The following is a 25040-nucleotide window of genomic DNA, read 5'->3' as shown; positions in this document are numbered from 1 at the left end:
TGCACCCTTGCTGCAACGCGAGGGCCAGGGCTGATCATTGGTTCGCCGAGCGAACGCTATGGCTCGATGAGCGCCGGTCGAGGTGTGAGTTCAGTCCTCATAACAGCGCCTTTGCTCGTACCGGCTCACGGTATCGGGGTACCATGAAAGTTGGCCAATTCGGGGGCGGCAGCTCCCGGAAGTCCCTTGCAAATGACTCGTCGAAAGCGGCGACGCCATGATCCACCACTGGATGTGGCCTTATAAACGGAGTGATAATTCTTGTCTGGAGTCCTCCAGCAGCTAGCGTCAGAGCAGCGGTCTGATTCCAAGACACGCACCATCCTTGTCGACGGCGAGCATGCTGGCCGTCGGATCGAGAAGTTCCTCCGGGTCCAGCTCGAGACGGTGCCCGCCGGGCAGCTTTTCCGGCTGATGCGCAAAGGGCAACTGCGTGTCAACGGCAAGAAAGTCCAGGAGGGCTACCGGCTAGCCGTAAACGACCAGATCACGCTGCCGGCGCTATATGCAGAACAGGACGTGGCACCAGCCTTCGATGTCCCGGCACCCTTGCTCAAGCGGCTACGCAACTGCGTCCTGCACGAAGACCAGGACGTCCTGGTGATTGACAAGCCTGCCGGCGTCGCCGTGCACCGGGGAACCGATGTTCCTGCGGGGGTTATCGAAGCTTTCCGCCAGTTGCGCCCCGAGCTGCCGGACCTGGAATTGAGCCACCGGCTGGATCGCGATACTTCCGGGCTGCTGGTGTTGGCGAAGACCCCGAGCATGCTGCGCTACCTGCATGAGATGCTTCGGGAGAGCGAAGAGGAGATAGAACGCCATTACCTTGCGCTCGTTGCAGGGCATTGGAGCGAAAAGACCGAATCGATCCACTCGCCGCTGCTGCGCCGTGCCGACAAGGTCGTAGTTGATCCGAACGGGCAGCGAGCCGAAACCCATGTCACCGTGAAGCAGCGCGTAGGCCAGCGAGCCACCATTCTGGATGTGCAGCTGATGACCGGACGCAAGCACCAGATCCGGGTCCACCTGCAAAGCGAAGGCCATCCGATTGCCGGAGATGACCGGTATGGCTTCGCGAAGTTCAACCGCCGCGTCGAACAGCTTGGGGGTCGCGGGCTGTTCCTGCATGCGACTAAGCTGGTGATTCCCAAGCCCGATGGCCAGGAACTGGTGGTCGAGGCACCCATGCCGCAGCGCTGGAAGCAGCTGCTGAAGGCGGGGCTATAGCCCGAGCAAGGCTGGCACGAGGGGAAAAGATGGCTGAAGGACCCTGGAAGCACGTTGCCGAGGGAGTATTCCAGCGCAGATATGATCCGTTGGATATTACCGTGGGCGCGGTGCTCGGCGGGCATGGGGTGACGATCATCGATACCCGCAACAATGCACCCGAAGCACAAGAAATCCTTGACGAAGCCACAACGCAATTCGGACTGCCGATCGTTGCCGTGATCAACACCCACGCGCATTATGACCACACCTTCGGCAACCAGCTCTTTGCCCAGCGGGGAATCCCGATTTACGGCCATCACCGGATCCCCGCGCACTTCGAGCAGTTCGAGAAGCCCTGGCTTGAAATGGTGCAGCGCTCGCCGGAAATCGAGCCTGAAACGAATTGGGGCGGTGTAACGCTGACGCCGCCTAGCCACTTGCTGGCCGAACCCTGCACGGCAAATCTAGGCGGACGGGAAGTTGAACTGATCCCGCTGGGTGCTGGGCATACCGACACCGACCTTGCGATCCATATTCCTGATGCCAAGGCATGGTTCCTTGGCGACATCATCGAGCAGTCTGGTCCACCGATGTTCGGCTCGGGCGCCTATCCGATGAAGTGGCCTGTGGTGCTCCAATCCCTGCTAGCGCGCATCCAGCCGGGAGACGTGATTGTTCCAGGCCATGGAGAGCCCGTCGACCGGGAATTCGTCGTTCGGCAAATGCACTGCTTCGAGCTGCTCGCCACGACCCTGGGTTCGGCTCATGGGAACGGTGCGGCAATCAAGGACATTGCGTTCCCTGCAGAACTGCAAGAACTGTGGCCTGCCGATTTCCTTCTCGAAGCTGCCAAGGATGCCTACGCGCAGCTGCCGGATAACGCGAAGGAACCAGGAAAGCGCGGCGATTGAAGCCAGAGCATTAAATGACCTCATGGCCGGCACGTGACTGAGGGCAGCGGCGGAATGGGCGAAATGTCAGTATTCGTTCTTGATCACGAAGTACGAGCCGCGGATGGTCCCTGCAAGCTTGGACTTCTGGCGGGCGAACTTGAATTTCCCTTCCAGCTCGCTGGGCACAGCCATGCCATCGGAAAGCTTGAAGCCCACGGCGCGCTTCTCGCCGGGACCCAGGCCGTAGAGAACATTGATGGATAAGCCGGACTCGTAGAAGACATAGGCGCGCTTGGCGCCATCCGCCTCGAACACAGCTGCCTGCAATGGCTTCGATGCGATGTGCAAGTCGCGTTCCTGCGCCAGAATCGTGTGCACCCAAGCTATGGCTTCCCTAGCGTCGTCTGCTTGCTCCACGGCAAAGTCGTGGTTGAACTTGTTCTTCAGATAGCGCGCTTCGTTGGCGCGCAAGCCTGCCAGCGCGTCAGCAACAGGCGAAGTCTCAAGACCCTGGGTGGATACATCTTTGAAATCAACAAGGTATGGCAAGGGCATCCCTTCGGGCGGTGGCCCCGTGGATTCGGTAATTCGTTGTTATCGTACTCCGCGAAACTAGCCGAAGGCACTGAATCCGGTCAGGTCCCTGCCGAGGATCAATGCCTGCACAGACTCGGTTCCCTCATAGGTATGCAATGCCTCGATATCGCCGAAATGGCGAATCACGTGATTTTCCAGCAAGATTCCATTGCCGCCGAGCAGGTCGCGGGCGGTGGCTGCCACCCGGCGGGCAGCCCGGGTGTTGTGGTACTTCAGCAGCGAAGCTTGCGTGTCTTTCAACCTGCCGGCAGCCTGGGCACCGGCCACGGCCACGCACTGCAACTGCATATTGGTGATTTCGGCGAGCATCTGCGCCAATCGTTCCTGCACCATCTGGTGCGCGCCCAGGGGTTTGCCGAACTGCGTGCGCTGCTTGGCGTACTGCAGGGCCGCTTCGAAGACGAACTGGGCATGGCCTAGCGCCGACCAGCCAACATTCACCCGGGTTTCAACCAGTGCCCGCGAGACATCCTTGAATGCGCCGGCCCCGGTGAGCCTGGCGGATTCTGGAACGCGAACGTCCGTGAGCCGGATCTCTGCCTGTTCGATCGCGCGAAGCACGCCCTTGCCGCGCACCGGGGAAGCCTCGTAGCCAGGGGCCTGCTGGTCGAGAATGAACCCCTTGACCCGGGAGTCGGCGACGTCGCGTGCCCACACAATGGTGATGCCGCCGGCGGCTCCATTGCCGATCCATTTCTTGTGTCCATTGATGATCCAGTGATCCCCATCGCGCCGGGCACTGGAATCCAGGCCAACAGAGTCCGAGCCATGATGCGGCTCGCTGAGGGCGAAACCACCGAGCAGCTCACCGGAGGCCACGGGTTCCAGATACTTCTCCTGCTGTTCGGGGCTGCCGAAGAATTTCAGGCTGCGCAGCACCAGGCCGCCCTGCACCGCGGCGGCCGCGGCCATCGAACCGTCTGCGCGCGAAAGCTCCATGGCCACTAGGCCCGCGGCCAGCGGGGAGAAGTGGGCGTGGCCTGGAATCCGAAGACCGTCGGTGAACAAATCGAGTTCGCCCATGCGGCGAACCAGATCCAGCGGATAATGCGCGTTCTCCCAATGCTGGTTGATGCTGGGCAGGATCTCTACTCCGTAGTGCCGGGCGCGGGCCCAATGCTTGCGATCCTCGTCGGTGGCAGCATCGAAAGCGGATAGATAATCGATGTCCAAAGCCGAGGCCAGGTCGTAGGGTGCCCATGGGTCCCGGGTCAATGGGTGCCGCCCGAAGTCTTGTTGCGTTCGGCACGCAGCTGGCGCTTGAGCAATTTGCCCGATTGGTTGCGGGGCAGCTGTGCGGCAAAGTCCACCCGCTTGGGAACCTTGTAGTGCGCCAGCTTGGACTTGACGTGCTCGCGCACCTCTTCGGCGGTGAGCGTGGCGCCGGCCTTGAGCACAATGACCGCGGTCACCGCCTCGATCCAGCGTTCATCATCGATGCCCACCACCGCGACTTCCGCAACTTCGGGCAATTCGTAGATGCAGTCCTCCACTTCGCGCGGGGCCACCAGCACCCCGCCGGTATTGATGACGTCCTTGATGCGATCCACCACCTGGATGTAGCCGCCCTGGTCCATGACCACTTGGTCGCCGGAGCGGAACCAGCCGTCGGCAAATGCCTGCTCGGTTTCCGCCGGCTTGTTCCAGTAGCCGCTCATGACCTGTGCAGAACGGTATTGGATCTCGCCGGGCTCACCGGCACCGACGAGCTTCCCCTCGGCGGTCATCACGCGCGCCTCGATGAAGAACACCGGGCGGCCGCAGGACGCGGGGCGTGCATCGTGCTCCTCGGGGCGCAGCACCGTGCACAACGGGCCGAGCTCGGACTGGCCAAAGCAGTTGTAGAACCCGATCTGCGGATAGCGGTCGCGCAAGCGGGCCAGCACGGTCACCGGCATGATCGAGGCACCGTACTGCGCCTTGGCCAACGAGCCCAGATCGCGGGTGTCCAGATCCGGGTGATTGCTCAGAGGCACCCAGACGGTGGGGGCCAAGAACAGCGAGCCGATACGTTCGGCTTCCACACGGTCCAGAATTTCGCCGATATCGGGTTTGGCGAGCAAGCGGATGCTGGCACCCAATGACAGATAGGGAAGCAGGAACACATGCATGGCCGCCGAGTGGTAGAGCGGCATCGCGATCAGCGGCCGGTCCGTGCCCTCCAGATCCAAAGCAATAATGGCTGAGACGTACTGGGCCACCAGCGCCGAATGGGTCATCATTGCGCCCTTGGGTGCCGAGGTGGTTCCGGAGGTATAGAGCAGCTGGGCCAGATCCGTGCCGGCCACCGCAGCTCCAGGCGGCGTAGCCTCCACGCTTTCATCCATCGCCGTTTCCAGCACGCTGGTTCCGGTTCCGGGCAGCAGCGGCCAAACATCCTTGACTGCCTGCAGGCCGCCGGCATCACGCAGTTCCTGGACCAGTTCGAGGCGGGACTCATCGGCGATGACCAGTGCGGCCCCGGAATCGTGCAGCAGGTAGCGCAACTCGTCGCCCCTGAGCGCGAAGTTCACCGGCACGTGGACCAGCCCGGCACTGGCGCAGGCGAGGAACAAGATGGCATAGGCGTCGCTGTTCGCTGCATAGGCAGCAACGCGCGAACCGTCCGGCAGGCCTGCCTGCCGCAACCGGGCAGTCACCCGATTCACCCCGTCGGCCAGCTGGCTGTAGGTCCAGTTCCGTTCCCCGAAGGCCAGGGCATTGTCCGCGGGGCAGCGGGCCACCGAGCGGCGCAGCAGCGCGCCAATGGTGTTCTGGTCATCGGAATTCATCGCCGAAGTGGCGCGCAATGCACACATGGTAGTTTCCTTTGCGGCGGGTGCGGGTAGCTAGAGGCGTTCGATGATGGTGACGTTGGCTTGGCCGCCGCCCTCGCACATGGTCTGCAGGCCGAAGCGGGTATCGCTGCGTTCCAGCTCATGGAGCAAGGAGGTCATCAGCCGTGCGCCGGTGGCACCGATGGGGTGGCCCAGGGCGATGGCGCCGCCATTGACGTTGACCTTGGACATGTCGGCGCCGGTTTCCTGCTGCCAGGCAAGCACTACCGCGGCGAAGGCCTCGTTGATTTCAATGCGGTCCATGTCTTCGATGCCCATCCCGGCGCGTGCCAGGGCATGCTTGGTGGCGCGGATCGGGGCCGATAGCATCATGACCGGGTCATCGCCTCGGGCCGAGATGTGGTGGATGCGGGCACGGGGCTTGAGCCCATAGCGTTTGACCGCGGCTTCGGAGGCAATGAGCAGCATCGCGGCACCGTCAGACATCTGCGATGCGGTGGCTGCCGTATGCGCGCCGCCTTCGGCAATCGGTGCCAGCGACTGCATCTTGGCGCGGTCCACGGGGCGTGGCCCCTCATCTGCAGCCAGGGAATCCAAAGCAAGGATCTCGCGGTCGAAGTATCCTTGCGCCTGGGCGTTCAATGCCCGCTGATGGGAGGCCACAGCGAAATCCTCCAACTGGGTGCGGGTGAGGCTCCAGCGTTCTGCCATCATCTCTGCGCCGCGGAACTGCGAGATTTCCTGCTCGCCGTAGCGGGACGCCCACAGCGTGGAGCCGGTGTAGGGATCGGGGAAGCCGAAGTCCTTGGCAGCGGAGTTGGAATAGGACAGGGGAATGCTCGACATGGACTGGACGCCACCGGCAACCACGAGGTCGCTGCTTCCGCTCATGACTGCTTGGGCCGCGTAGGAGATCGCCTGCTGCCCGGAGCCGCACTGGCGTTCTACCGTTGTCCCGGGGACGTGTTCGGAAAGGCCGGCGGCCAACCATGCGTTGCGGGCGATGTCCATGGCCTGGGGTCCCAGCTGGTCGATGCAGCCGAGGATGATCTCGTCGTATTGCTCGGAATCAATGTTGTTGCGGTTCACCAGTTCGGCCAGCGGCGCGGCGGCGAGATCCAGCGGATGCGTCTGCGCCAGAGACTTTCCCCGGCGTCCGACAGGTGTACGCAGCGCATCGATGATGTAGGCCTCGGGCATGGGCTCCTCCAGGAAGTTTTTGACAGGAAACGTCTGCTGAACCAACAATGCCCAATTCAGCAATGGTTGTCTAGGTCACAATTGCCACGCTTGGCTTGGGAAAATGCCACTTGCGCCGGAGCCGCTCCCGACAAGTAGGGTTTGGCTGGGGAATATGATGCGGAACGAAAAATGGATGCGCGGGCGAAGCGAGCCGGGAAATTGCCTGCGACCGGAATAGCGCCCAGTCCAGGTTCAGCGACCCCAACCCGGACCTGCTAAACGTTGCCGAGTCACGGGCACAAGACCGTCTGATCGTTTTTGCTTCGGGAAGCCTGCAGTCGATGCCGGGACTCATCCGGCCTCCGCTGGACCTGCGGTGCCCAAGGCCGCGGTCAACTCGTGGCGCGATTCCGGGGACTGCCAGGTGGAGACAGGGCATGGAAGTCAGGCAATTCGGTTCCGCGTTTTGCCAAGGCTGGAGTCCTGGAAGGTCAAAGCAGGAGCGTGGTGCCCTCGGTGTTGGCGCGAGTACTCGGCGTGGTATCCGGCGAATTGAACACGCCTGATGGAAGTAGCTGCCAATGGGCGGGCTGTACCTAGGCAATGCAAGAATTGATGGAGCATGCTGTACCTTGACGGAAAACTCTGAGAACGGAATAGGCCCAAGTGAGCTTCGCTGACTACGATCCACGACTCATTGCGCTCTACGATACGGATAATCCCGACGGACCGGATCATGACTATTACCGTGCCTTAGCGGCTGGAACCAAAGCGAACCGGATTCTGGATCTCGGCTCCGGCACCGGCCTTTTGACGATTACGCTTGCCATTGCGCAAAGAACTGTCGTTGGAGTTGACCCCTCACCGGTAATGATGGACTACGCCAGACAACGGCCCAACGCTGAGCAAGTCACGTGGATTGACGGCGACGCTTCGGCAATCGACGGCGGACCCTTTGACCTGATGGTGATGACCGGCAACGTAGCCCAGCACATCCCGGATCCGCAGTGGGCGCAAACCCTAGAACAACTACGCGCTGCCGCGGCGACCGGGGCCGTGCTGGCCTTTGAAAGCAGGAACCCATCGACTCGCGCCTGGGAGACATGGAATGACGAAGAAGCAGTAACCCGGGACACGCAATTCGGTCCGCTGACCGAATGGTGCGATGCGGAAGAAACCAGCGTGGGACTCGTGCGCTTGACGTCCTATGCCAAGATTGAGCACTCGCAGGAAGTACTGGTCGAAAAGCTGGACCTGGCTTTCCGCAGCGCCGAGCAGATCAGTGCAGATCTAGTTGCCGCAGGGTTCAATATTCGCGCAATTTGGGGTGACTGGCAGAAGAACCGCTTCAACGGAGAGCAACCACTGATGATCTTCGAAGCTGAAGCGATCAGGGGAGTGGACGGGGAAACTGCTCATGGATAGGCAACCTTCCAAGTTGCCGGTTACCCTGCTTTCCATCAAGCATTCAGCGTGCCTGCAACGGCTGATGGAAAGCAACCCGGGATATTCCCAACGTGTCACCGGCGCCGGCCCCGCATCCGACGCCGCAGTTCAGGCATTGAGCGCCCTGCCACCGAAGGCGCAATCCGAGCAGAAAATTGATCTTGGCCTATGGGAAGGCGAAGAACTGGCCGGATTCGCGGATCTGATCGTCGGCTGGCCCAGACCAGATACGGTCTACATCGGATTGCTCATGGTCGATGGTGCCAGGCACGGACGGGGCCTGGGGAAGCAGATCCATGAAGCGGTGCTCGATGTGATCCAGGATCATCCGTTGATCACCGCCTGCCGGATTTCGACAGTCGATGCAAATGCTGCTGAAGTTGAACCGTTCTGGAAGAGCCTTGGTTATGCGCCGACCGGAGAAATCAGCACCTACGCGGTGGGGGACAAGCAGTCATGGGCGCGCACGTGGTCGCGCCCGATCACCAGCATGAGGAAGGAGAACCTTGATGAGTAGGTCCCCGGACAACATTTTGCTGCACCTTCCAGCAGGGCAGGAGCAGCAAGTGCAGGAGGTCTTTGCCCAGTTGGAGATGCGCGGCTTCCCCACCCAACACCAGACTCCGCATATCACCATTACCTTTTCGCCCAGCATGAGCGAGGTCGTGACGCAGCGGGCGGCAGAATTACTGCCTGCGCTCATCCCCGCGAGCTTCCAACGGGTGGGCACTATTGTCTTTGGCACGAAGCGCAAGCAGACGGTTGCGTGGCTGCTGGAAACCACGGATGCCTTGGAAATGGCAGCCCGGGAAATCAGCGCGCTGAATCCCGATGGGCGGGGACCGCGGTGGACGCCGCACCTGACCATGGGGTTGCGGCTGCCACGCGAAATTGTTCCCGACTATATCCGGGCACTTGATGAGCTGGCCTCAACACAGCTCAGGGAACTGATTGCCTGCCGGGCAGCCTTGTGGAAGCCGCGAATTCCCGAACTGACGCTCCTTGCCGGAGCAATGCAGCAGGAAAACCGCGACTAGCTGGCCGTAGTCCGTTGCTCTTTGGCAGAAGCGCGCATGATGCGCAGATAGCCGAAGCCGACAAATAAATGCAGCACCGTACCGGCAGTCAAAATGGCTACGCCCGGGGTTGCCAGCACCGAAAAATCGGGGATCCTGCCACACGCCACGCAGGCCAGCCCCAGCATCATGATGGCGGTGCGGATCTTTCCCAGCCACGTGGAAGCCGGCGGGGAGCCCAGGCGCAAGAAGAAATAGGTGCACAGCAGGATCAGGTCGGTGATGAAAATGGCCAGGCCAACCCATAAGGGGATCGCCCCATTGGCCACCAGGGCGATCGCGATAGCCACGATGCCCAAACGATCAGCTATGGGATCCAGCAGGACGCCCAGATGCGAAACCTGATTGAACTTGCGGGCAATAAACCCGTCAACCCAGTCGCTCAGGCCGAAGGCAAGAAGCAGAACCGCTGTCAGTGCCGGTTCGGTATCGGCCAGCAAATAGCCGACGATGGGAACCACCAGGAGAAAGCGAATAATCGTGATGGCGTTCGGAATCGTCGCCCACTCATGTTTGCGTACCGCGCGCGTTTCCACTGCTTTCCCCTTTCCCTTAGTTGAACGATGACGCACTGCGTCGCAATATACAAGGGTGCGGGGCATCTGGCCTGCAAATATGATCCGTCCAGCGTACCGGTGCAGTGAGATTGTTAACGAACTGCGGGGGCCGTCCCGAAGGACGACCCCCGCAGCCAAAGCTAAAGGGCAGGGTGCAGAATTAGCCCTGCTCAAGGAGCTGGAAGCTTACGCCACCCTGCTCATCCACCGCCGCGTCGAGTACTTTGCCCTCCAAAGCGTCGGCAATCGCTTCATCCACGTAGACTGGGCTGCCTTCGGAAGCCACGACGCCGTCGGTGCTTTCGGGAGCGGGGACAATCTGCAGGCCGAAAGCGGCATCTTCCGGGTGGGTGCTGTCTGCCTGCATGATGCGCAGACCAGCGGTTTCTTCCTCGGCCTGGTTGGTGACGATCGCGGTCACGATCGATGCTGCTTGGTCGGTCAGTGCGAGCACGAGGCTCTCCTTCCGGTTGAGGACATACCAAGTTCAGGGCATGTGGGTGCCACGATTCCAAAAAACGCAACGAATCTCAACACCGCTTAACAGCTGCGCAACATGCTTGGACTTGAACCCCGCCAGCCCGATAGGGTTCGCCCCAACACATAGACTGGCGTTACCCTGCAAAGGAGAAATAATGCGCGATGCTCAGGCAGCCAGCGGCAGGAGTACCGCTGGGCACGGAATACGCTTGGCTGATTTTCAACCGCAGGACTTGCCTGCAATCCATGCCTTTGCCGCTGACCCAGTGGTGTGCCAGTACTCGACATGGGGACCCAACCAACTGGCCGACACCCGGGAATTTCTCGCCGATGCACTGCTCGAGCAACCGCATAGGGTCCTGCAGGCGGTCATGCTCGGTGATGTTCTCATCGGTTCAGCGTCGGTGTGGGTCACCGACCGGAAAGCCAAGGCAGGGGAGATCGGCTACACCCTGAATCGAGAATACTGGGGAAACGGATACGCCGCCGAAACCGCTGGACTCCTGCTCCGTCGGGGATTCGAGGATCTTGGTTTGGAACGGATCAGTGCAACCTGCGATGCGAGAAACGCAGCTTCCATCCGAGTCCTTGAAAAGACCGGATTCAAGCTGGAAGGACGCCGGGTTGAAGATCCAGACAGTGACGCCGCACGGGCTGAAACCCTGATCTTCAATATTGGCCGAACCTAGCCCTGGGCAGTCTCCTTGCAGGTATATTGGCAGCAACAGTGACGAGGAAGGCCCAGATGAGACTCCATCACGTTCAGTTGCCGATGCCACGCGGCCAGGAAGCTGAAGCCCGCCGGTTCTACGGTGAAGCCCTGGGCCTAGGCGAAGTCCCCAAGCCGCCTTCCCTTGCCGGCAGGGGAGGTTGCTGGTTCCGCGCTTTCAACGCAGATGCCGTTGTGGCGGAAATCCATCTGGGCATAGACGATCCATTCATTCCAGCCAAGAAAGCGCATCCTGGAATGGTCTGCGACTCGGTAGAGGAGTGGGAAACCCTCGCTGGCCGTATCGATTCCATGGGCTATGAACTGTCTTGGGCAGAGCGCGAAACCTTTGAAGGATATCTGCGGTTCCATGCCCGCGACGGTTTCGGGAATCGTCTGGAAATCATGACCCCATCTAGCTAGCGCAAGTACTATCCGGTCAGGAGCCATCGTGGAACAATCCAGCTTTGCAGCAACCAGGGACCATCCCGTGCCAGACGACGTTGCGCGGTTGCTTGCCACCGTTCCTGAATGGTTTGGCCAACCTGAATCAAACGCAGAGTACATCCAGTCCGCGCGGACCAAGGAAACCTGGACCGTTCGCAATGCCCAAGGCGCAGTGCTCGGTGTGCTCTTGGCAGAACGGCACTACCACCACTCCGTTGAGATCCATCTGATGGTGGTCGACCGTGGATACCACGGCGGTGGAATCGGTTCGGCTTTGTGCGCAGCCATTGAAGCCGAGGCGCTCGCCGGCGGAGTGCAGCTCTTGCAGGTCAAGACCCTGGGTCCTTCGCACCCGGATGCCGGCTACGCGAAAACTCGGCGATTCTATGAAAAGCAGGGCTTCCTTCCCCTGGAGGAAACTAGCCTCTGGGGAGCTGGGACGCCCTGCTTGACCATGGTTAAACCGCTACCTGGCAAGTAGCAATAGGATTGAAATGATGCCTGGTTCCAGCGCTCATGCCGAATCCTGGGAGTTCATCTTCCAGTTGTTTCCATCGTGGACTCCGAGCCGTAGACTGGGTGGATTCCGTCACGACTCTAGGAGATATCCTTGACTGAAATTTCAGCTCTCGCCCAGAACCTCGCCAAGCAGCACGCCTCAGGTGAACTGCTGGTCATGCCAACCGTGTGGGATGCCTTCAGCGCCAACATCGCGGCATCCGCTGGCTTCGCCTCGCTGACTGTCGGAAGCCACCCCGTCGCCGATGCCTTGGGCAGTGAAGATGGCGAGAAGATGGACTTCGCAGACTATCTGGCCGCGGTTCAGCGAATCACCAGCAGTGTCGATGTGCCGGTCAGCGCTGACGTTGAATCCGGCTACGGCCTGGATCCGAAGGAACTCTTCGAACGCGTTGCGGCAGCGGGCGCTGTCGGCGTGAATATCGAAGATGTTCTCCACCGTGAAGGCGGCCGTGTCCGTGAACGCCATGAGCATGCGGACTACATTAACGGCGTCCGCCAAGCAGCAGATGCAGCAGGCATCGAATTCGTGATCAACGGACGCACCGATGCAGTGAAGCTGGCCGATAAGTTCGCAGACCCGCTGGGCGAGGCAATCGAGCGCATCAAGCTGATGGAGCAGGCTGGTGCGCGTAGCGTGTATCCGGTGGCCCTGGCCAATGCCGATCAGGTTGCTCAGGTCGTGCAAGCAGTCAGCATTCCGGTGAACGTGACGGCCCACCCAGTCAACGCGCACCCGGCCGGTGACCTCGCAGCCTTGCGTGAGCTAGGGGTTCGTCGCGTGAGCTTCGGACCGCTGTGGCAAATGTGGTTGGCGGAGATGTCCGGCAAGCAGCTCGGAGCTTGGCTCTAGGCCTTCCCCGGATCAGGCAGTGCGCGCCAGGCGGGCGACGGCCGCACGCTGGTTGCATCGAGGAACGGCAACCCGGGCACAGCCCGGCACCTCTCAGGACATTTGTGTTCTGTGAATAGTTGGAAAATCTGCCGTCAGGGTATTTAGCCTTGGCGGCAGGCTCCGGCATTGCCGGGACTGGCCCGCACCAAACGGGTGTCAAGGGCCCCTGGCTTTCCGCAGCCGAATTAGTTGCTGATGCCGTAGGCCTTGCTGATGCTCTGGTTGCTTTGAAGTGTTTCGAGCATGAACGCGGCAAGATCATCACGCGTGATGCTTCCACCCAGCCGGCCTGGTTCACCAACTTGCAGTGCGGTCCACTTGCCGAGGGCAGGCTTGCTGCCCAATCCGGTGGGGCGCACAATGCTCCAATCCAAGCCAGAATCTTCCACTAGCTTTTCCTGCTCGGTGTGGTCGGCCAAAGGCTTGGCCAATAGCATTTTGGAGATGAGACCGATGACGCCGGGAAGTTGCGAACCGGAGTTTCCGGCGCCCAGGGAAGACTGGATCAGCAGGCGCTGGGGACCGTTCGCCTGCATCGCGTGGATAACACTGCGTGTCACGCTGGTGCGGGCATTTTTCCTTCCCTTGCTGCCACCCACGGTGATAGCTACGGCGTCGGCGCCGGCAATCGCCTGCACCGCGAATTCAGGATCAGAGGCATCGCCGTTGAGCTGATTTATTTGCCCATGCGCGGTGCGGGAACCGCTTCGCGAGACGACGGTAACTTCATGGGATGCCTGGCGAGCGAGTTTAGCCAGCGCAGCGCCGGTTCCGCTGTTGCCACCGATAATAACGAGTTTCATGAGTTCTTTCCTTGAAGCGTGAAGGCATCAGGTGCCCCGCACTATTCTCCCGCAATACGGTTGAGAGTTTTCATCAGTTTCTTGAAGGTGCGCTGGCCACTCTCCGACAGGCACACGAGGGTGATGCCGTAGCGGTCTTTGCGTTCCTTTGACAGGTGGATTAGTTCACGATTTTCCAGATCCTTGAGGATCTTTGAAAGGTCGGCGGTGGACAGCCCCGTGGCTGCTTGGAGTCCAGCGAAATCCGCCTGTTCTACTTGGCTCAGATGCGCCAGCGTAACGAATCTTTTGGGCGCCAGAAGCAAGGGATCAAGTTCTTGGTAATTCATGGAGCTCAGCGCCGAATTAACAGGAAGAGATAGTAGCCAAGCCACAGCATCGGTGCGAAGCCTCCCAGCAGCAGCGCTTCAGGCCAAGGTGCGGTTTCATGATGGACGATGCTTCGCCAAATAGGCAGGAGCAACCAGGTGGCAAAAATGGCCAGGATCGTGCGGGCACCGGGATAACGCGGTTCATTGATGCGGCGCTGCCGCGCAGCGAACCAGTGATTCGCTGACAATAAGGCAATGATTGCTGGCGCTACGGCGATCCATCCGTATCCGGACAGCGCCAGCAGTCCTGCCGCCAATGATGCGGCAACGACCAAGATCGCTATCGCATGATCGACGGCCTTGAGTTCTCGGCGGGGGCGGTGGGGGACCGAGCCCAGCAGTTGCTGCGCCTTGCCGGGCGATAGCGGGGTGGATGAACTGGAATCTTGGCTCATGCCTCAATCTTTGCAACTAGTTGCAATATTTGCAAGTAGTATTTTGTTTCAATTCCGTATCTGTTCATGCTTTTTATGATCGGACGGTTGAGGAACTGCTATTCTCGGACGGAGCCAGCTAAACCACCCACGGCACCGAGGCACGTCAACATGAATGCTTTTTCTGCTCGATCTGAAACAGCCATGGATCACCGTCGGAGTGCATTCGCGTGGCGACCTGAAGCCGATACGCTCATTGCCTTGGCCACGTTGCTGGCGTTTTCCCTGTGCTACTACGCGGGGACCGCGATTGATAGCCTTTTTCTCTGGCTCGGCATTTTGGTCTTCGGAACCTTTGTCCCTCTCTGGACGGTGCTGCACCGGCGCCGAGAGACTCTTGCAGGGGTGGGGATCACGAGAAAACTCCTGCTGGCATCCCTCGCTATTTCCCTGGTGCTGGGTGCCGGGTCCGCCTACCAGCTGGTCACCTTGGCCAACGCCAGTGGCGCCGATATCGCAAGCCATCTGGCGGCGAACTTCTTGGTCTTGTGGGAACCGTTCTTTGTCTTTGGATGGTTGTATCTGCGGTGGGAACGCGCTTTCGGATGGTTGCCAGCTATTGCGCTGACTGGCCTCGGCTTCATGGTTCAGCACCTCGGTTCGGTTCCGGTGGCAGCTGCAGCAGGATTCGGTGTTTTCGCGATCTTGTTCGCGATTGCCTTTGCCATGATGCGCAACCTCGCGGTGTTGTGGCCGCTGTTCTACCCAGTAGCCAGTGGAATCGGGACCTTGCAGGCTGGGTATTCGATGGGATGGGGCGATGCCGGCATCTCGGCTATCGTACTGGTGCTCCAGCTGGTGATCTTCTGGTGGATCGCCAAGAGGGCCAAAAGCCTGCCTGCAGCCTAGCCCAAGGCGCCAGCGGCATAGGCAGCCTGCCCGACATGGACCGAGGCGTCGTCAATGATCGATACCAAGCGCACCCCACGGGTAACCGCCGGGTCCCAGCTTCGATCAATGATTTCGTCGAGTTCGTCCTCGCGCAGTCTTGAGGCGTAGCCGCCGAGCGCGGAAAAGCACGCCTCCAAATAGTCCAGGAGCAGCTGCTGGTCGTTGACGATGATCGAGCGAGCCTGCTCGGCGCTGTGCCCGAAGCCCATCGAATCGCCGAGCTCGCCCAAATTGAAGCGGTCCCGGAACTGCTCCCAGAGTTCAGGCTGACCGCTCAGCGCCGAGAGCTGGATATCTGCTTCGCGCCCTGAATGCCAGAGAAGCCATGCAATGGAGTTGGGGTGGTTGCCCGGGTGCGCGTTGAGCTGTTCATTGCCCAGCTGCGGAAGCGCGCGTGCCGCGTCAATTGTCCGCTGGGCCAAGTCTGACAGGAGCTCGGAGACTTTCATGATTCCTCGTTCTTCCCGCGATGCCAGTCGCAGGATTCGTTATCGGCAATGAATTCGGCGGCGAGATAGGTGGCAACGGCGGCAGTGTTGTCGCTGGCAGTGCATACCAAGGCGCTGGATGCTCCCATGGATCGCAGTTCTGCAGCGGCCGCCAGGCTGATCGCCGTGCCGTACCCCTGGCCGCGGGATGCCGGATGCACCGCGATGGGCTCCAGCAGCCCTGGCCGTCCGGGACCAGCAGACCAGACCGCTGCGACAGCCAGCGGGTTCATGTCGCTGTCATAGGCGGTCAGGCATTGCCCCTGGGCATAGATGGGAGTACTGGCCATGGTATGCCAGCGCTGCACCGCACGCGCCAAGTCTTCTGCTGAGAAATCGGCGCCGCGAAAGGCATTGAGGTGGACTTCCATCCATTGGCTGGCTTGGGCGGAATCGACCCGCCGAAAGGTAAGCTCCGGCAGATGCACCGGAGTGTCCAGCGAACGGCGCAAGGGAGTCCATGCTTCGCCCGGAACCCACCCGTTGGCCTGCAGGACCTGGCCCAAGGCCGTCGCGCCGCGGGCTTCGATGCTGGCGGATGAGGAAGGGAAGATCCGCTGTTGCGGCGAGAGGAGGTCGGTGTGGATCTGCTCGGCCAGCGGCTGGATGCCGACGTAGTCCGGATGCAGGGCCATTCGCATGAGATCCGGGCCATCGAGCAGGCCAATGGCATAAATCGATTCGCGATCCGCCCAGACCCGCAGGCTTTGCGCAGTGATTTCCAGACCCCGCATTGCGTACCAGCCCACATCCCCGGGATGCAGCTGCAGGGGCAGGCCATCGCGTTGCCAGCTGGCGAGCTCATCGACGAGGTCGGCAACCTGCGCCGCGGCGGGGGTAAGCATTCTAAGGCCCATTGCCCCATTCAATCACTGGGCCTGCCATGGGACAAGAATTCGCGACAGGCAGCGGGCCAGTAGCATCCGCCGGATGCTGCTGGCCCGCTGCCTATGGGCGTGCAAGTTGCATCGGACTACAGGTTGGCGGTGGCCTTCCACGCAGAATACACGGCACCGTGGATGTAGTTGACCGCACTGGCATCGCCGATGACATCGACGCTGAATCCGGCACCGCGCAGTTGATCGGCTACCGGCGCGGCACTGGTGGTGCCATCGGCGTAGATGACCATGTCGGCCGGGGCGCTGAACTGCTCTTCGCCTTCGGTCCATTCCACGGTCTTCTCGGTGATGCGGGTGACCGAGACATTGCGGTGGATCTTGACGCCATGCGCGAGATTCTCCTTGACGGCGGTCCAGCGGCGCGGCATGGCCAGCGGCAAGCCCAGCTGCCGGCTCTCATGGACCAGAGTGACGTTGCGGCCGCGCTCGGCCAGGAACTCGGCCAGTTCCAGTCCCACCAGCGAGCCGCCGATGACTACAACGTCCTTGCCCATCGGCAGCCAGAACTTGGTGAACTGGCGGACGAATTCCGGGGACTTGGTCAAGCCCGAGAGCCGTCCGAGCTTGCCCATGGTGTTCAGCACCAGTCCGGCTTCCTCGGCTGTAGCGGTACCCAGCATCATGGCGCGCAGGGTGTCGCCGGTCTGCACGTTGGGCAGGTCGCCGCCTGGCATGTCCGGCTTCGGGCGCACGGCGCCGGTAGCGACAATGACGTGGTCGGGGTTCAGCCCGCGGATGGTTTCCGCGGTGGCTGGGGTATTGAGCTTCACCGCAACCCGCAGGCGCTTGAGCTCGGATTTCAACCAGCGCAGCAGGCGCTCGTTATCCGGGGTGGTCATGGTGGAGAACCACATGGTTCCGCCCAAGCGGTCGGCCTTGTCGACGATGGTCACCCGGTGCCCGCGCTCGGTGAGCACGCGTGCGCTCTCCATGCCCGCAGGGCCCGCGCCAACGACAACCACATGCTTCGAGGCGCTTGCCGGCTTCAACGGCAGCAGCTTCTCGTTACCCAGTGCCGGGTTCACTGCGCAGAACGGGGTGTCATCGAAGAAGTTCTCCGCCACGCACAGGTAGCAATTGATGCATGGGCGCACCTGGTCAAGCTTTCCGTCGCGCAGCTTGTTGGGAAGCTCCGGGTCGGCCAGCAGCTGGCGTCCCATGGCAGCGAAGTCCACCTTGTTCTGGGCGATCGCCTTCTCGGAAATGTCCGGGAGCATGCGGCCCACGGCGATCACCGGAATGGAAACATGCTTCTTGATCTCTGCGGCATTCTCCAGGTAGGCCCCGACCTTGTTCGGCAGCGGCCCGTCGGTGAAGTTGTCGAAGGGGTTGCGTCCCCAACCGGTCACGTGGATGCCGTCAGCGCCTGCGGCTTCGAACATCTTGGACGCCTCGATGGATTCGGCAAGGTTCAACGCGCCTTCCTGGCCGTATTCCTCTCCGGCTACGCGCACCAGGATCGCCAAGGAATCTCCCACACGTTCCTTGACGGCGGCGATGACCTGGCAGGCCAGGCGGGCACGGTTCTCCAGCGAGCCGCCGTACTGGTCGGTGCGCAGATTATCGCGCTGGTTCAAGAAGACGCCAAGGATGTATCCGTGCGCCGCGTGGATCTCGATGGCGTCTGCTCCGCCCTTGGCTACGCGTTCTGCCGCGTCGGCCCATGCGGCGATCAGCCAGTCGATGTCCTCTTGGGCCATCTCGTGGTAGCTGGCTTGCTTGCCCTTGGTGGCAGCACCCATCTTCGCGAGTTCCTCGGGGGTGCAGTCGGCCAGCGCGCTCATGGAGTAGCTGTAGTCCGGCTTGTTCGGCGCCATGACTGGACGTCCGTTGGCGGTGTCTACGCGCGCTACCTTGCCATGGTGGGTGGACTGGATGCACAGCTTGGAGCCTGCAGCGTGGATGGCGTCGGCCAGTGCCTTGATGCCCGGGATGTATTTGTCCTCTGACAGTCCCGGTTCTTTCATCGAGGCCGCTCCGTAAGGGAAGGCGATAGCGCATGCGCCGGTGATGACAAGTCCGGCTCCGCCGGCGGTACGCGCGACATAGTGGTCGATTTCCGACTGCTCTATTTCACCGCCTTCGGAAACGTTCATGTCCATAGCGGGAAGGACAATGCGGTTGGCGGTGCTCATAGGCCCGATCCGGCCTTCTGACATCAGGTGGGGAAAATCCGTGTTGCTCATGGCAACATAATACCGGCGGAAAATGCTCCAATTTCCGCCAGGAGAATCTTGGAATTGGAATTAATGGCACTAAGATAAACAACTTGCTCAAATTCAAGCATGTCATCATGGTGTTAGAAATTAGCATTGCAACTAATTCTTATGGAAATCCTGCGAAAAGAATTCTTGTTTCCATTGCCTAAGTCAACGATAATCAATTTCCATATGTGGATATTATTGGCCGGTTCAACGAATGCGCGAAGTGACCGGAATCACCCCAGCGGTAAGCTGGAAGCATGTACTGGGAAAATATCGTCTTCGATGCCGAAAGCCCGAAACAGCAAGGGGAATTCTGGGAGGTCCTGCTCAAGTGCCAGATGCTGACCGATAACGCCGACGGCTATGAAACCCGACTGCAGCTGGCCGGACCGCGATACCTGGATTTGTGCTTCCCCGCTGTCCGGAACCCGGACCGTGCTCAACAGCGCGTGCACCTGATCCTCGGATCCGGCACCCATTTCAGCGAACGCCTTGGCGATCGGCACCGGGATGCCATGGAGTCCAGGCTCGATGCCGCAGGCAACGAATTTCTGCTCCGTGCCCACGACCAGGACGCAAGCGGCTTGGTGCTTGAAGCCCTGCAACTGGCCTGCGTTGACCCGGCCGGAGATGCAGAATTCTGGAAGCAGCTGCTGGGATGGGACATCGTTGCGCGGTCTCCAGTGGTTCTGGCTCATCCATCAGGCGCGGGCCCGCGGCTGGTCCTTGTCCGGGAAGCTTCACCCAAGACTGCGGGGAAGAATGCGATCCATCTGGACCTGCGTCTCGAACAGGCCGAGAGCATGGAGGACGCGTTGGGAATCATCTGCGCATTGGGCGGCAAGGAACTGGACCGTCCGTGGGGTACGCTGCCATGGCGGGTATTCCAGGACCGCTCGGGCAATGAATTCTGCGTCCTGGCCCCGTCGGCTTCCAACCGGTGACGGATCCGGCAACGCCCCGAGGCCGCTAAACGCAATTATCGGCACTACCCAAGGAAGAAAGTGCAACCACACCTAGGCAATGAGCACACCGTTGCGGTGATCCCGGGGCAGTCACGCCGCGGGATCGCGGCTCTGGCGCTCCTGCTCGCAACTGCCACCCATTTGCTGGCACAACTGTTCTGGCCTTCGGGGTTGCTGGCGGACGCCACGCAGATCCTGCTGATGCCGCTGTTGGCAGGAACGGTTCTCGCCCTCACCACCTCGCCGCGTGGCACACTGATCCGGCTGGTGCTCATAGCCCTTTTCTTCTCCTGGGTCGGTGACACCTTGCCCCGGTTCATGGACGGCGATTCTGCATTCCTGGCCATGGTTAGCGCATTCCTGGTTGCGCAGTTCTTCTACATCGCCGCTCTGGCAAGATACTGGAAATCTTCGATACTGCGCCATTGGTGGATGCCGCTTCCTTATCTTGCCGCATTTGCCCTGCTGCTGGTCCTCTGCTTACCCGGTGCGGGAGTGCTGCTCGCCCCGGTGATCATCTATGGCTTGGCATTGATGATGATGGCCATCCTCAGTACCGGGCTGGGTCCGATCGCAGGCTTCGGCGGCGCAATATTCTTCCTCTCCGATTCCTTGATCGCACTGCGCTCATTTGCGGATATCGATGTCCCCGGAATGGGATTCTGGATTATGCTCACCTACGTAGCTGGCCAATGGATGATCAGCTACGCTGCGAGCCAGCGCGAGGCACAGGAGAAGAGCACGGTGAAATGCGAGTAGCGCCAAAGAGCAGGATCCCGTTGTTCATGGTGCATGGCAACGGGGTAGACCACCGTATCCTCAAGCCGCTGGAAGCAGAGCTGGCCAACGCGCAGATCTTCGACTTGCACTACGTCGACTTGCCCGGCTTCGGAACCTGTCCACCGCTAGGGAACCCCGGGGGACTGCCAGAACTTGCAAACTGGTTGGAGGAACTGATCAGGCAAACCGCGGGAGAGGGGCCGTTCGCACTGCTGGGCAACTCTCTTGGCGCCTTGCTCTGCCAGGAGATGGCCGACAGGTTTCCCGGCCAGACCCAAGGACTATTCCTCCTGGCCCCAGTGGTCTTTCCCGATGCCTCGCGGCGCACTGTGCCCGAAGCGCAGGTAGTCGTAGAGGATCCCGGGCTGTTGGCCCGGATAGATCCCCGCCAAGCACAGCAATTCTCCGATATTGCCGTGGTGCAATCGCAGCAGGCGTGGCAGAGCTTCGCGCAGTGGGTGCTGCCCGGGCTGGACTGCGCGAACTTGCGCTCTATGGCCAAGCTATCCAAGCGCTACTTCCTGGATCCTCTGCCCGTGGAGCGTAAACGCCAGCTGGATATTCCGGTAACCATCCTGTGCGGGAAACAAGACCACATCACCGGATACCGGGATCCCGAGCAGCTATCGCGCCGGTACCCCTCGATGAGGATCCGCGTGCTTGATTCTGCAGGGCATAACGTGCACCTTGAGCAGCCCGAGCAGGCCGCGGCCGAATTGCGGGACTGGGCCCACCGCACGGGCCGCATGAACGAGCCGGCTTAAGCCGGGGAAAAACCGCATGCTGGTGTGCCGCAACGATCCATGAAAACTTGAGGAATCGCTGGCACCCGGCTACATTTCGAATCAGCAAGTACGGATTCGCTTGAGCATGAAGGAATATGGCATGGAAGAGACTCTCCTGCTGCGCGAGCTGTCGAGCGTGGATGAAGTGCCTGACCTGCTCGACATTTGGCGCAGTTCGGTGGAACGCCGGGGAGACTTCCTCTCGGCTGCTGATATTGATGCGGTGGCCGTCGCCCTGGAAGCTGTCTATAGCCAATCGGTCTCAGTCAGGATTGCCCAGCATGGTCGACGCATTGTTGGCTTTGCGGCATGGAGCAGTACACGCATCGAACTGCTCTGGGTGAGGCACACTGATCGCCAGAAGGGTGTGGGCCGCATACTGCTGGATGAAATCATCGCCAGCATTCCCGGGATCAGCGTTCATCTCGATTGCCAGCGCCAGCCTGCCATTGCGTTCTTTGGCGACTGCGGATTCGTGCCTGTGCCCGGGGAAACTGCATCGTCGCCGCAACGAGTCGTATTGCGCCACGTGTAGTCTTCAGCCTGGATCGTGGCACGATAGTTTCATGAGTGAAAATAGCCGTGAGATCCGTGAAGTCAGCATCGAACGCGTCGAGGCACGCAAGTACAAGGCCACCAGCCTCGAATCGGGAGCCAGCCTAGAATTCGGCCAGGGCGAAGGGTTGCTAACCCCGGTGGAGTTGCTGCTTGCTGCCATCGCAGGGTGTTCCGCAATTGATGTTGATGTGGCGACCACCAGGAGAAGCGAGCCTGAGAAATTCGAAGTCAAAGCGGGCGGCTACAAGGTCTCTGAGAACTCGGCGAGCCGGATGGAGGACATTCATCTTGGTTTCGATTTGAAGTTCCCCGACACCGAGGAAGGCCGCAAGGCAGCCAGCATGGTGGAGCGCATCGTCAAGCTTTCGCATGACAAATACTGCACCGTCTCCCGCACCGTTGAACTGGGTGCTTCCGTGCGGAGCGAAGTCATCAACTAGGTAGCGGGACTTCCGGTAATTGCCGGATTGATAAAGATCAATGGCTGAATCCGCAATAGCTTCCATGGCAATTCACGGGTTTGGACGCAGCCGCGAACTTTCTAATATTGCGTGGATCGGTTGTCGGTAGGGCCTTATTGTTCGGAATTCGTTGAATCCATCGGGATATAGTCAGCTTTTCGCAATTCGAGCTGTGAAAGTCCAATGATTCAAGCTGGGAGCATGGGTCTTTGCCCTAGTCAGCGGAGAACCTTCATCGTAGGGTCGGATTGTCCCTACGTTGAAGGAGCAGCAATGCAGTCTGAGAACGTTTTAGGCAATATCGACTGGGCGTCGATGCTACAAAAGGTTGGCATCGCGCTAATCATCCTCATCATTACGTGGCTAGTTGCACGCATAGTTCGTTGGGCTGCCGCCAAACTGGTGAACAGGGTGAAGTTCCTGCAAAGGCAGGGCAATGACGGAGAACAAATAGGCCAATCCCTGGGCAAGGTCGCGGGGTTGATTGTCTGGCTCTTCGGCCTCGTGGCAATCCTGCAAGTCTTCGCTCTATCCGAAGTGCTATCGCCGGTGCAGGGCATGCTCGGCGGCGTCATGGCCTTCATCCCCAACCTCATCGGTGCGGGCTTCATCTTCTTCATTGGCTACGTCATCGCGAATATTGTTCGCCAGCTGCTGAGGACCGGTTTGGGAACTGTCGATTTTAGCGGACTGGTCCGCAAGGTCACCCCAGGCAACGAACCAGTAGATGAAGTTCAGTCTCGCGAATCCCAAGCGAAGATCGTTGACATCATTGCCAACATCGTCTTCGCCTTGATCCTGCTAGTCGTCGCAATATCAGCCCTACAGGTTCTGGGCATCGCGGCAATTTCGGTACCTGCTCAGCAGATGCTGCAGCTGGTCTTCACCGCAATCCCGCAGGTCATCATGGCCTTGGTGCTCTTGGCCGTGGGTATCCTGATTGCCAAGTTCGTCGGGCAGCTACTTGAATCCTCCCTCCACGGCGTGGGTACCGACACTGTTGTTGCCCAGTGGGGCGTAGTTCCCGAGGGCAAGAGCGCTTCGGGAATCATCGCTGGCATCGTCAAGATTGCTATCGTGCTGTTCTTCGGTGTGATGGCGGCCCAGATGCTGAACTTCCCAGCGATCACCAATATCCTCAATGAGATCCTGGCCTTGGGCGGCAAGATCCTCTTCGGCGCAGCAATTATCGCCGCAGGTTTCGTCATCGCCAACGTCATTGGCCGCTTCTTGGGTGACACTACTGCTTCGAAGATCATCCGCTACACGGCAATTGCGCTGTTCGTGGCGATGGGCCTGAAGTACATGGGTATCGCCGATTCGATCATCAACATGGCCTTCGGCGCAATCGTCATTGGCGCAGCATTGGCAGCGGCTCTGGCCTTTGGCCTCGGCGGTCGTGATGCTGCGGCCCGCACGCTGAAAAAGATGGAGGCCCAACAGACCACCAATGGCCCGGACTCGACGCCACCGGCATCGAGCCCAGGCATCTAACCACGCATCACAAAACCTGAGGGACAGATAAGAAGTCGCGGAATCCAAGACCGGATTCCGCGACTTTTTTGATGCCCGCCAAGCTACTGCTGCGTGCCCCACGGCAAGGGCATGACCGCAGAGCCGCCATCGGTACGCAACCGTGCGTAGGTGTGCACATCGATGCGTTCTCCGGCAACCAGGAATTTGCCCCGTTCGACACCTTCGTGCAGGAAGGCGTTGCTTTCTGCCACATGCTTCGACCCGGGATTATTTGCCCGCAAGCCCAGCTCCAAGCGGTACAGTCCCAGCTCGTCGAACAGGTAATCCACTAAGGTTGCCACGGCGCGGGTGGCCAGCGACCGGCCCCGGTAATTCTGGTTCATCCAATACCAAATCCACGCGTTCCGATTGGCCGGGTCTACCGTACCGCACACCAGTCCCACCAGCCGATCCCGATATGCGACGGCCAACGCCTGCTGGCGTTCCCCGGCCTCCAGCAGTGCGCGCACATACGACTCAGCCTTTTGCGGGGAATCGGCGTCGCCTTGGCGCAACATGTCGGGGTTCGAGGAAAATGCCTCGTAGACCGCTTCGGCATCCGAAAGGCGCAGCCGGCGCACCGAGAATTCACCGTCGGCATGCACGGCTTCCTCCGGTCCTGCGGATGGCTGCGGATGAGCGGCGGCCGTGCCCTGGTGGAAGAGCAGCTGCCAGCGGCCCTGCTCATGGATCCACAGTGAACTGCGTTCGCTGGGGGAACCGGCGAGCAGCTTCCAGCGCAGCAGCACCAGCTGGTCTGAAAGCTGGAGAGCCACCGGGCTTTCGACTTTCAACGCCCCGGCATCCCGTGCCGGCTCCCGGGCCAGCTGGGCAATGATGGCCTCGCGATCATAGACTCGCCCGCTGGCTCCCACCTCGGCGAACCGAGGATGCAAGCGCCGCTGCAATTGCTCCTGGCTATGGCGTTGGCTGGATTCCAAGAGTTCTTGCTCCAACGAGATGATGGTGCTGGATAGCGCAGAACCTTGGGGAAGCACGATAGGGAAGTCATGGAATGCCATGTCAGCAAGTACATCACAGAAGATGACGGAACTGCGTTCAATGAAGTTCGACTTTATGAGCTGCATCATGCTTATAA

General features: G+C 60.4%; 29 protein-coding genes. 16 read left to right on the top strand and 13 right to left on the bottom strand.

Annotated elements, in window-relative coordinates:
• Window positions 1-261 precede the first annotated feature (261 nt).
• On the top strand, window positions 262-1227 hold the full coding sequence (locus CQ012_RS05000; RefSeq protein WP_105657571.1) for an RluA family pseudouridine synthase: 966 nt from the start codon (window positions 262-264) through the stop codon (window positions 1225-1227).
• Between the two features lie 29 nt (window positions 1228-1256).
• A complete protein-coding gene (locus CQ012_RS04995) occupies window positions 1257-2120 on the top strand; it encodes an MBL fold metallo-hydrolase (RefSeq protein ID WP_105657570.1) in 864 nt (287 codons plus the stop codon).
• Between the two features lie 66 nt (window positions 2121-2186).
• On the opposite strand, the gene CQ012_RS04990 is transcribed toward CQ012_RS04995, so the two are convergent.
• From CQ012_RS04990 to CQ012_RS04975, 4 genes are all read right to left on the bottom strand, one after another.
• Window positions 2187-2651, bottom strand: a complete 465-nt coding sequence (locus tag CQ012_RS04990; RefSeq protein ID WP_105661581.1) for a DUF8821 family protein — start codon at window positions 2649-2651, stop codon at window positions 2187-2189.
• Between the two features lie 63 nt (window positions 2652-2714).
• Window positions 2715-3914, bottom strand: a complete 1200-nt coding sequence (locus tag CQ012_RS04985; protein ID WP_105657569.1) for an acyl-CoA dehydrogenase family protein — start codon at window positions 3912-3914, stop codon at window positions 2715-2717.
• The gene (locus CQ012_RS04980; RefSeq protein WP_219844350.1) at window positions 3911-5497 is read right to left on the bottom strand and encodes a fatty acyl-CoA synthetase; all 1587 of its coding nucleotides are present in this window, start codon (window positions 5495-5497) and stop codon (window positions 3911-3913) included. The genes CQ012_RS04985 and CQ012_RS04980 overlap by 4 nt, the downstream gene beginning before the upstream one ends.
• A gap of 30 nt (window positions 5498-5527) precedes the next feature.
• Window positions 5528-6676 (bottom strand): acetyl-CoA C-acetyltransferase, encoded by a 1149-nt coding sequence (locus CQ012_RS04975; protein ID WP_105657568.1) that lies wholly within the window; start codon window positions 6674-6676, stop codon window positions 5528-5530.
• 648 nt (window positions 6677-7324) lie between these two features.
• Here CQ012_RS04975 and CQ012_RS04970 point away from each other — a divergent pair.
• The 3 genes from CQ012_RS04970 to CQ012_RS04960 are packed head-to-tail and all read left to right on the top strand — an operon-like array spanning window position 7325 to window position 9141.
• Window positions 7325-8083 (top strand): class I SAM-dependent methyltransferase, encoded by a 759-nt coding sequence (locus CQ012_RS04970; RefSeq protein ID WP_105657567.1) that lies wholly within the window; start codon window positions 7325-7327, stop codon window positions 8081-8083.
• A complete protein-coding gene (locus CQ012_RS04965; RefSeq protein ID WP_105657566.1) occupies window positions 8076-8621 on the top strand; it encodes a GNAT family N-acetyltransferase in 546 nt (181 codons plus the stop codon). Before CQ012_RS04970 ends, CQ012_RS04965 begins: the two co-directional genes overlap by 8 nt.
• Entirely contained in the window at window positions 8614-9141 is a 528-nt protein-coding gene (locus CQ012_RS04960) for a 2'-5' RNA ligase (RefSeq protein WP_105657565.1), read from the top strand. Before CQ012_RS04965 ends, CQ012_RS04960 begins: the two co-directional genes overlap by 8 nt.
• On the opposite strand, the gene CQ012_RS04955 is transcribed toward CQ012_RS04960, so the two are convergent.
• Window positions 9138-9716: a CDP-alcohol phosphatidyltransferase family protein gene (locus CQ012_RS04955; protein WP_181148846.1), complete on the bottom strand. Its 579-nt coding sequence runs from the start codon at window positions 9714-9716 to the stop codon at window positions 9138-9140. The genes CQ012_RS04960 and CQ012_RS04955 overlap by 4 nt on opposite strands.
• A gap of 181 nt (window positions 9717-9897) precedes the next feature.
• Window positions 9898-10191 carry a Fe-S cluster assembly protein HesB gene (locus tag CQ012_RS04950; protein ID WP_105657563.1) on the bottom strand — a complete coding sequence of 98 codons (294 nt, stop codon included), beginning with the start codon at window positions 10189-10191 and terminating at the stop codon, window positions 9898-9900.
• A 235-nt stretch (window positions 10192-10426) separates the two neighbouring features.
• Here CQ012_RS04950 and CQ012_RS04945 point away from each other — a divergent pair, with 235 nt between their 5' ends.
• From CQ012_RS04945 to CQ012_RS04930, 4 genes are all read left to right on the top strand, one after another.
• Window positions 10427-10906 carry a GNAT family N-acetyltransferase gene (locus CQ012_RS04945; RefSeq protein WP_286134189.1) on the top strand — a complete coding sequence of 160 codons (480 nt, stop codon included), beginning with the start codon at window positions 10427-10429 and terminating at the stop codon, window positions 10904-10906.
• 56 nt (window positions 10907-10962) lie between these two features.
• A complete protein-coding gene (locus CQ012_RS04940; RefSeq protein WP_105657561.1) occupies window positions 10963-11349 on the top strand; it encodes a VOC family protein in 387 nt (128 codons plus the stop codon).
• Between the two features lie 28 nt (window positions 11350-11377).
• Entirely contained in the window at window positions 11378-11854 is a 477-nt protein-coding gene (locus CQ012_RS04935; RefSeq protein ID WP_105657560.1) for a GNAT family N-acetyltransferase, read from the top strand.
• A gap of 129 nt (window positions 11855-11983) precedes the next feature.
• Window positions 11984-12745 carry an isocitrate lyase/PEP mutase family protein gene (locus CQ012_RS04930; RefSeq protein ID WP_105657559.1) on the top strand — a complete coding sequence of 254 codons (762 nt, stop codon included), beginning with the start codon at window positions 11984-11986 and terminating at the stop codon, window positions 12743-12745.
• 227 nt (window positions 12746-12972) lie between these two features.
• On the opposite strand, the gene CQ012_RS04925 is transcribed toward CQ012_RS04930, so the two are convergent.
• Genes CQ012_RS04925 through CQ012_RS04915 form a run of 3 tightly spaced genes read right to left on the bottom strand, consistent with a single transcriptional unit; the run spans window position 12973 to window position 14356 of the window.
• Window positions 12973-13590 carry an NAD(P)-dependent oxidoreductase gene (locus tag CQ012_RS04925; protein WP_105661532.1) on the bottom strand — a complete coding sequence of 206 codons (618 nt, stop codon included), beginning with the start codon at window positions 13588-13590 and terminating at the stop codon, window positions 12973-12975.
• Between the two features lie 41 nt (window positions 13591-13631).
• Window positions 13632-13919, bottom strand: coding sequence for a transcriptional regulator (locus CQ012_RS04920; RefSeq protein ID WP_105657557.1), 288 nt, complete (start codon window positions 13917-13919; stop codon window positions 13632-13634).
• A gap of 5 nt (window positions 13920-13924) precedes the next feature.
• Entirely contained in the window at window positions 13925-14356 is a 432-nt protein-coding gene (locus tag CQ012_RS04915) for a hypothetical protein (RefSeq protein WP_105661531.1), read from the bottom strand.
• Window positions 14357-14506: 150 nt separating this feature from the next.
• Between CQ012_RS04915 and CQ012_RS04910 the strand changes: the two genes are divergently transcribed.
• A complete protein-coding gene (locus tag CQ012_RS04910; RefSeq protein ID WP_146112272.1) occupies window positions 14507-15244 on the top strand; it encodes a hypothetical protein in 738 nt (245 codons plus the stop codon).
• On the opposite strand, the gene CQ012_RS04905 is transcribed toward CQ012_RS04910, so the two are convergent.
• The 3 genes from CQ012_RS04905 to CQ012_RS04895 form a co-directional block, all read right to left on the bottom strand.
• Window positions 15241-15735, bottom strand: a complete 495-nt coding sequence (locus CQ012_RS04905) for a DinB family protein (protein WP_105661530.1) — start codon at window positions 15733-15735, stop codon at window positions 15241-15243. The genes CQ012_RS04910 and CQ012_RS04905 overlap by 4 nt on opposite strands.
• Window positions 15732-16631 carry a GNAT family N-acetyltransferase gene (locus CQ012_RS04900; protein WP_105657553.1) on the bottom strand — a complete coding sequence of 300 codons (900 nt, stop codon included), beginning with the start codon at window positions 16629-16631 and terminating at the stop codon, window positions 15732-15734. The genes CQ012_RS04905 and CQ012_RS04900 overlap by 4 nt, the downstream gene beginning before the upstream one ends.
• Before the next feature lie 116 nt (window positions 16632-16747).
• A complete protein-coding gene (locus tag CQ012_RS04895) occupies window positions 16748-18859 on the bottom strand; it encodes an NAD(P)/FAD-dependent oxidoreductase (RefSeq protein WP_219844349.1) in 2112 nt (703 codons plus the stop codon).
• A gap of 275 nt (window positions 18860-19134) precedes the next feature.
• On the opposite strand from CQ012_RS04895, the gene CQ012_RS04890 reads away from it, so the two are divergent.
• The 6 genes from CQ012_RS04890 to CQ012_RS04865 all read left to right on the top strand — a co-directional run bounded on the left by CQ012_RS04890 (window position 19135) and on the right by CQ012_RS04865 (window position 23920).
• Window positions 19135-19821 carry a VOC family protein gene (locus CQ012_RS04890; RefSeq protein ID WP_105661528.1) on the top strand — a complete coding sequence of 229 codons (687 nt, stop codon included), beginning with the start codon at window positions 19135-19137 and terminating at the stop codon, window positions 19819-19821.
• A 60-nt stretch (window positions 19822-19881) separates the two neighbouring features.
• Entirely contained in the window at window positions 19882-20601 is a 720-nt protein-coding gene (locus CQ012_RS04885; RefSeq protein WP_219844348.1) for a lysoplasmalogenase, read from the top strand.
• Window positions 20592-21386 carry an alpha/beta fold hydrolase gene (locus CQ012_RS04880; RefSeq protein WP_181149016.1) on the top strand — a complete coding sequence of 265 codons (795 nt, stop codon included), beginning with the start codon at window positions 20592-20594 and terminating at the stop codon, window positions 21384-21386. The genes CQ012_RS04885 and CQ012_RS04880 overlap by 10 nt, the downstream gene beginning before the upstream one ends.
• Window positions 21387-21507: 121 nt before the next feature.
• Window positions 21508-21942, top strand: a complete 435-nt coding sequence (locus tag CQ012_RS04875; RefSeq protein ID WP_181149015.1) for a GNAT family N-acetyltransferase — start codon at window positions 21508-21510, stop codon at window positions 21940-21942.
• Between the two features lie 31 nt (window positions 21943-21973).
• Window positions 21974-22405 carry an OsmC family protein gene (locus CQ012_RS04870; protein WP_105661525.1) on the top strand — a complete coding sequence of 144 codons (432 nt, stop codon included), beginning with the start codon at window positions 21974-21976 and terminating at the stop codon, window positions 22403-22405.
• A gap of 294 nt (window positions 22406-22699) precedes the next feature.
• A complete protein-coding gene (locus CQ012_RS04865; RefSeq protein ID WP_105661524.1) occupies window positions 22700-23920 on the top strand; it encodes a mechanosensitive ion channel in 1221 nt (406 codons plus the stop codon).
• Window positions 23921-24003: 83 nt separating this feature from the next.
• On the opposite strand, the gene CQ012_RS04860 is transcribed toward CQ012_RS04865, so the two are convergent.
• The gene (locus CQ012_RS04860) at window positions 24004-25032 is read right to left on the bottom strand and encodes a GNAT family N-acetyltransferase (protein ID WP_105661523.1); all 1029 of its coding nucleotides are present in this window, start codon (window positions 25030-25032) and stop codon (window positions 24004-24006) included.
• Window positions 25033-25040 lie beyond the last annotated feature (8 nt).

Source organism: Arthrobacter sp. MYb214 (assembly GCF_002979865.1).
In the GTDB taxonomy this organism is placed as follows: Bacteria; Actinomycetota; Actinomycetes; order Actinomycetales; family Micrococcaceae; genus Glutamicibacter.
Note: the sequence above shows the minus strand (reverse complement) of the source record. Positions and strands in the feature narration are given on the sequence as shown.

Bases quoted from the DNA above. Each gene is read 5' to 3' on its own strand.
- CQ012_RS04995 (WP_105657570.1), top strand. From the start codon at position 1,257: ATGGCTGAAGGACCCTGGAAGCACGTTGCCGAGGGAGTATTCCAGCGC.
- CQ012_RS04980 (WP_219844350.1), bottom strand. From the start codon at position 5,497: ATGTGTGCATTGCGCGCCACTTCGGCGATGAATTCCGATGACCAGAAC.
- CQ012_RS04975 (WP_105657568.1), bottom strand. From the start codon at position 6,676: ATGCCCGAGGCCTACATCATCGATGCGCTGCGTACACCTGTCGGACGC.
- CQ012_RS04965 (WP_105657566.1), top strand. From the start codon at position 8,076: ATGGATAGGCAACCTTCCAAGTTGCCGGTTACCCTGCTTTCCATCAAG.
- CQ012_RS04960 (WP_105657565.1), top strand. From the start codon at position 8,614: ATGAGTAGGTCCCCGGACAACATTTTGCTGCACCTTCCAGCAGGGCAG.
- CQ012_RS04940 (WP_105657561.1), top strand. From the start codon at position 10,963: ATGAGACTCCATCACGTTCAGTTGCCGATGCCACGCGGCCAGGAAGCT.
- CQ012_RS04925 (WP_105661532.1), bottom strand. From the start codon at position 13,590: ATGAAACTCGTTATTATCGGTGGCAACAGCGGAACCGGCGCTGCGCTG.
- CQ012_RS04920 (WP_105657557.1), bottom strand. From the start codon at position 13,919: ATGAATTACCAAGAACTTGATCCCTTGCTTCTGGCGCCCAAAAGATTC.
- CQ012_RS04915 (WP_105661531.1), bottom strand. From the start codon at position 14,356: ATGAGCCAAGATTCCAGTTCATCCACCCCGCTATCGCCCGGCAAGGCG.
- CQ012_RS04910 (WP_146112272.1), top strand. From the start codon at position 14,507: ATGAATGCTTTTTCTGCTCGATCTGAAACAGCCATGGATCACCGTCGG.
- CQ012_RS04905 (WP_105661530.1), bottom strand. From the start codon at position 15,735: ATGAAAGTCTCCGAGCTCCTGTCAGACTTGGCCCAGCGGACAATTGAC.
- CQ012_RS04900 (WP_105657553.1), bottom strand. From the start codon at position 16,631: ATGGGCCTTAGAATGCTTACCCCCGCCGCGGCGCAGGTTGCCGACCTC.
- CQ012_RS04895 (WP_219844349.1), bottom strand. From the start codon at position 18,859: ATGAGCAACACGGATTTTCCCCACCTGATGTCAGAAGGCCGGATCGGG.
- CQ012_RS04890 (WP_105661528.1), top strand. From the start codon at position 19,135: ATGTACTGGGAAAATATCGTCTTCGATGCCGAAAGCCCGAAACAGCAA.
- CQ012_RS04880 (WP_181149016.1), top strand. From the start codon at position 20,592: ATGCGAGTAGCGCCAAAGAGCAGGATCCCGTTGTTCATGGTGCATGGC.
- CQ012_RS04875 (WP_181149015.1), top strand. From the start codon at position 21,508: ATGGAAGAGACTCTCCTGCTGCGCGAGCTGTCGAGCGTGGATGAAGTG.
- CQ012_RS04870 (WP_105661525.1), top strand. From the start codon at position 21,974: ATGAGTGAAAATAGCCGTGAGATCCGTGAAGTCAGCATCGAACGCGTC.
- CQ012_RS04865 (WP_105661524.1), top strand. From the start codon at position 22,700: ATGCAGTCTGAGAACGTTTTAGGCAATATCGACTGGGCGTCGATGCTA.
- CQ012_RS04860 (WP_105661523.1), bottom strand. From the start codon at position 25,032: ATGATGCAGCTCATAAAGTCGAACTTCATTGAACGCAGTTCCGTCATC.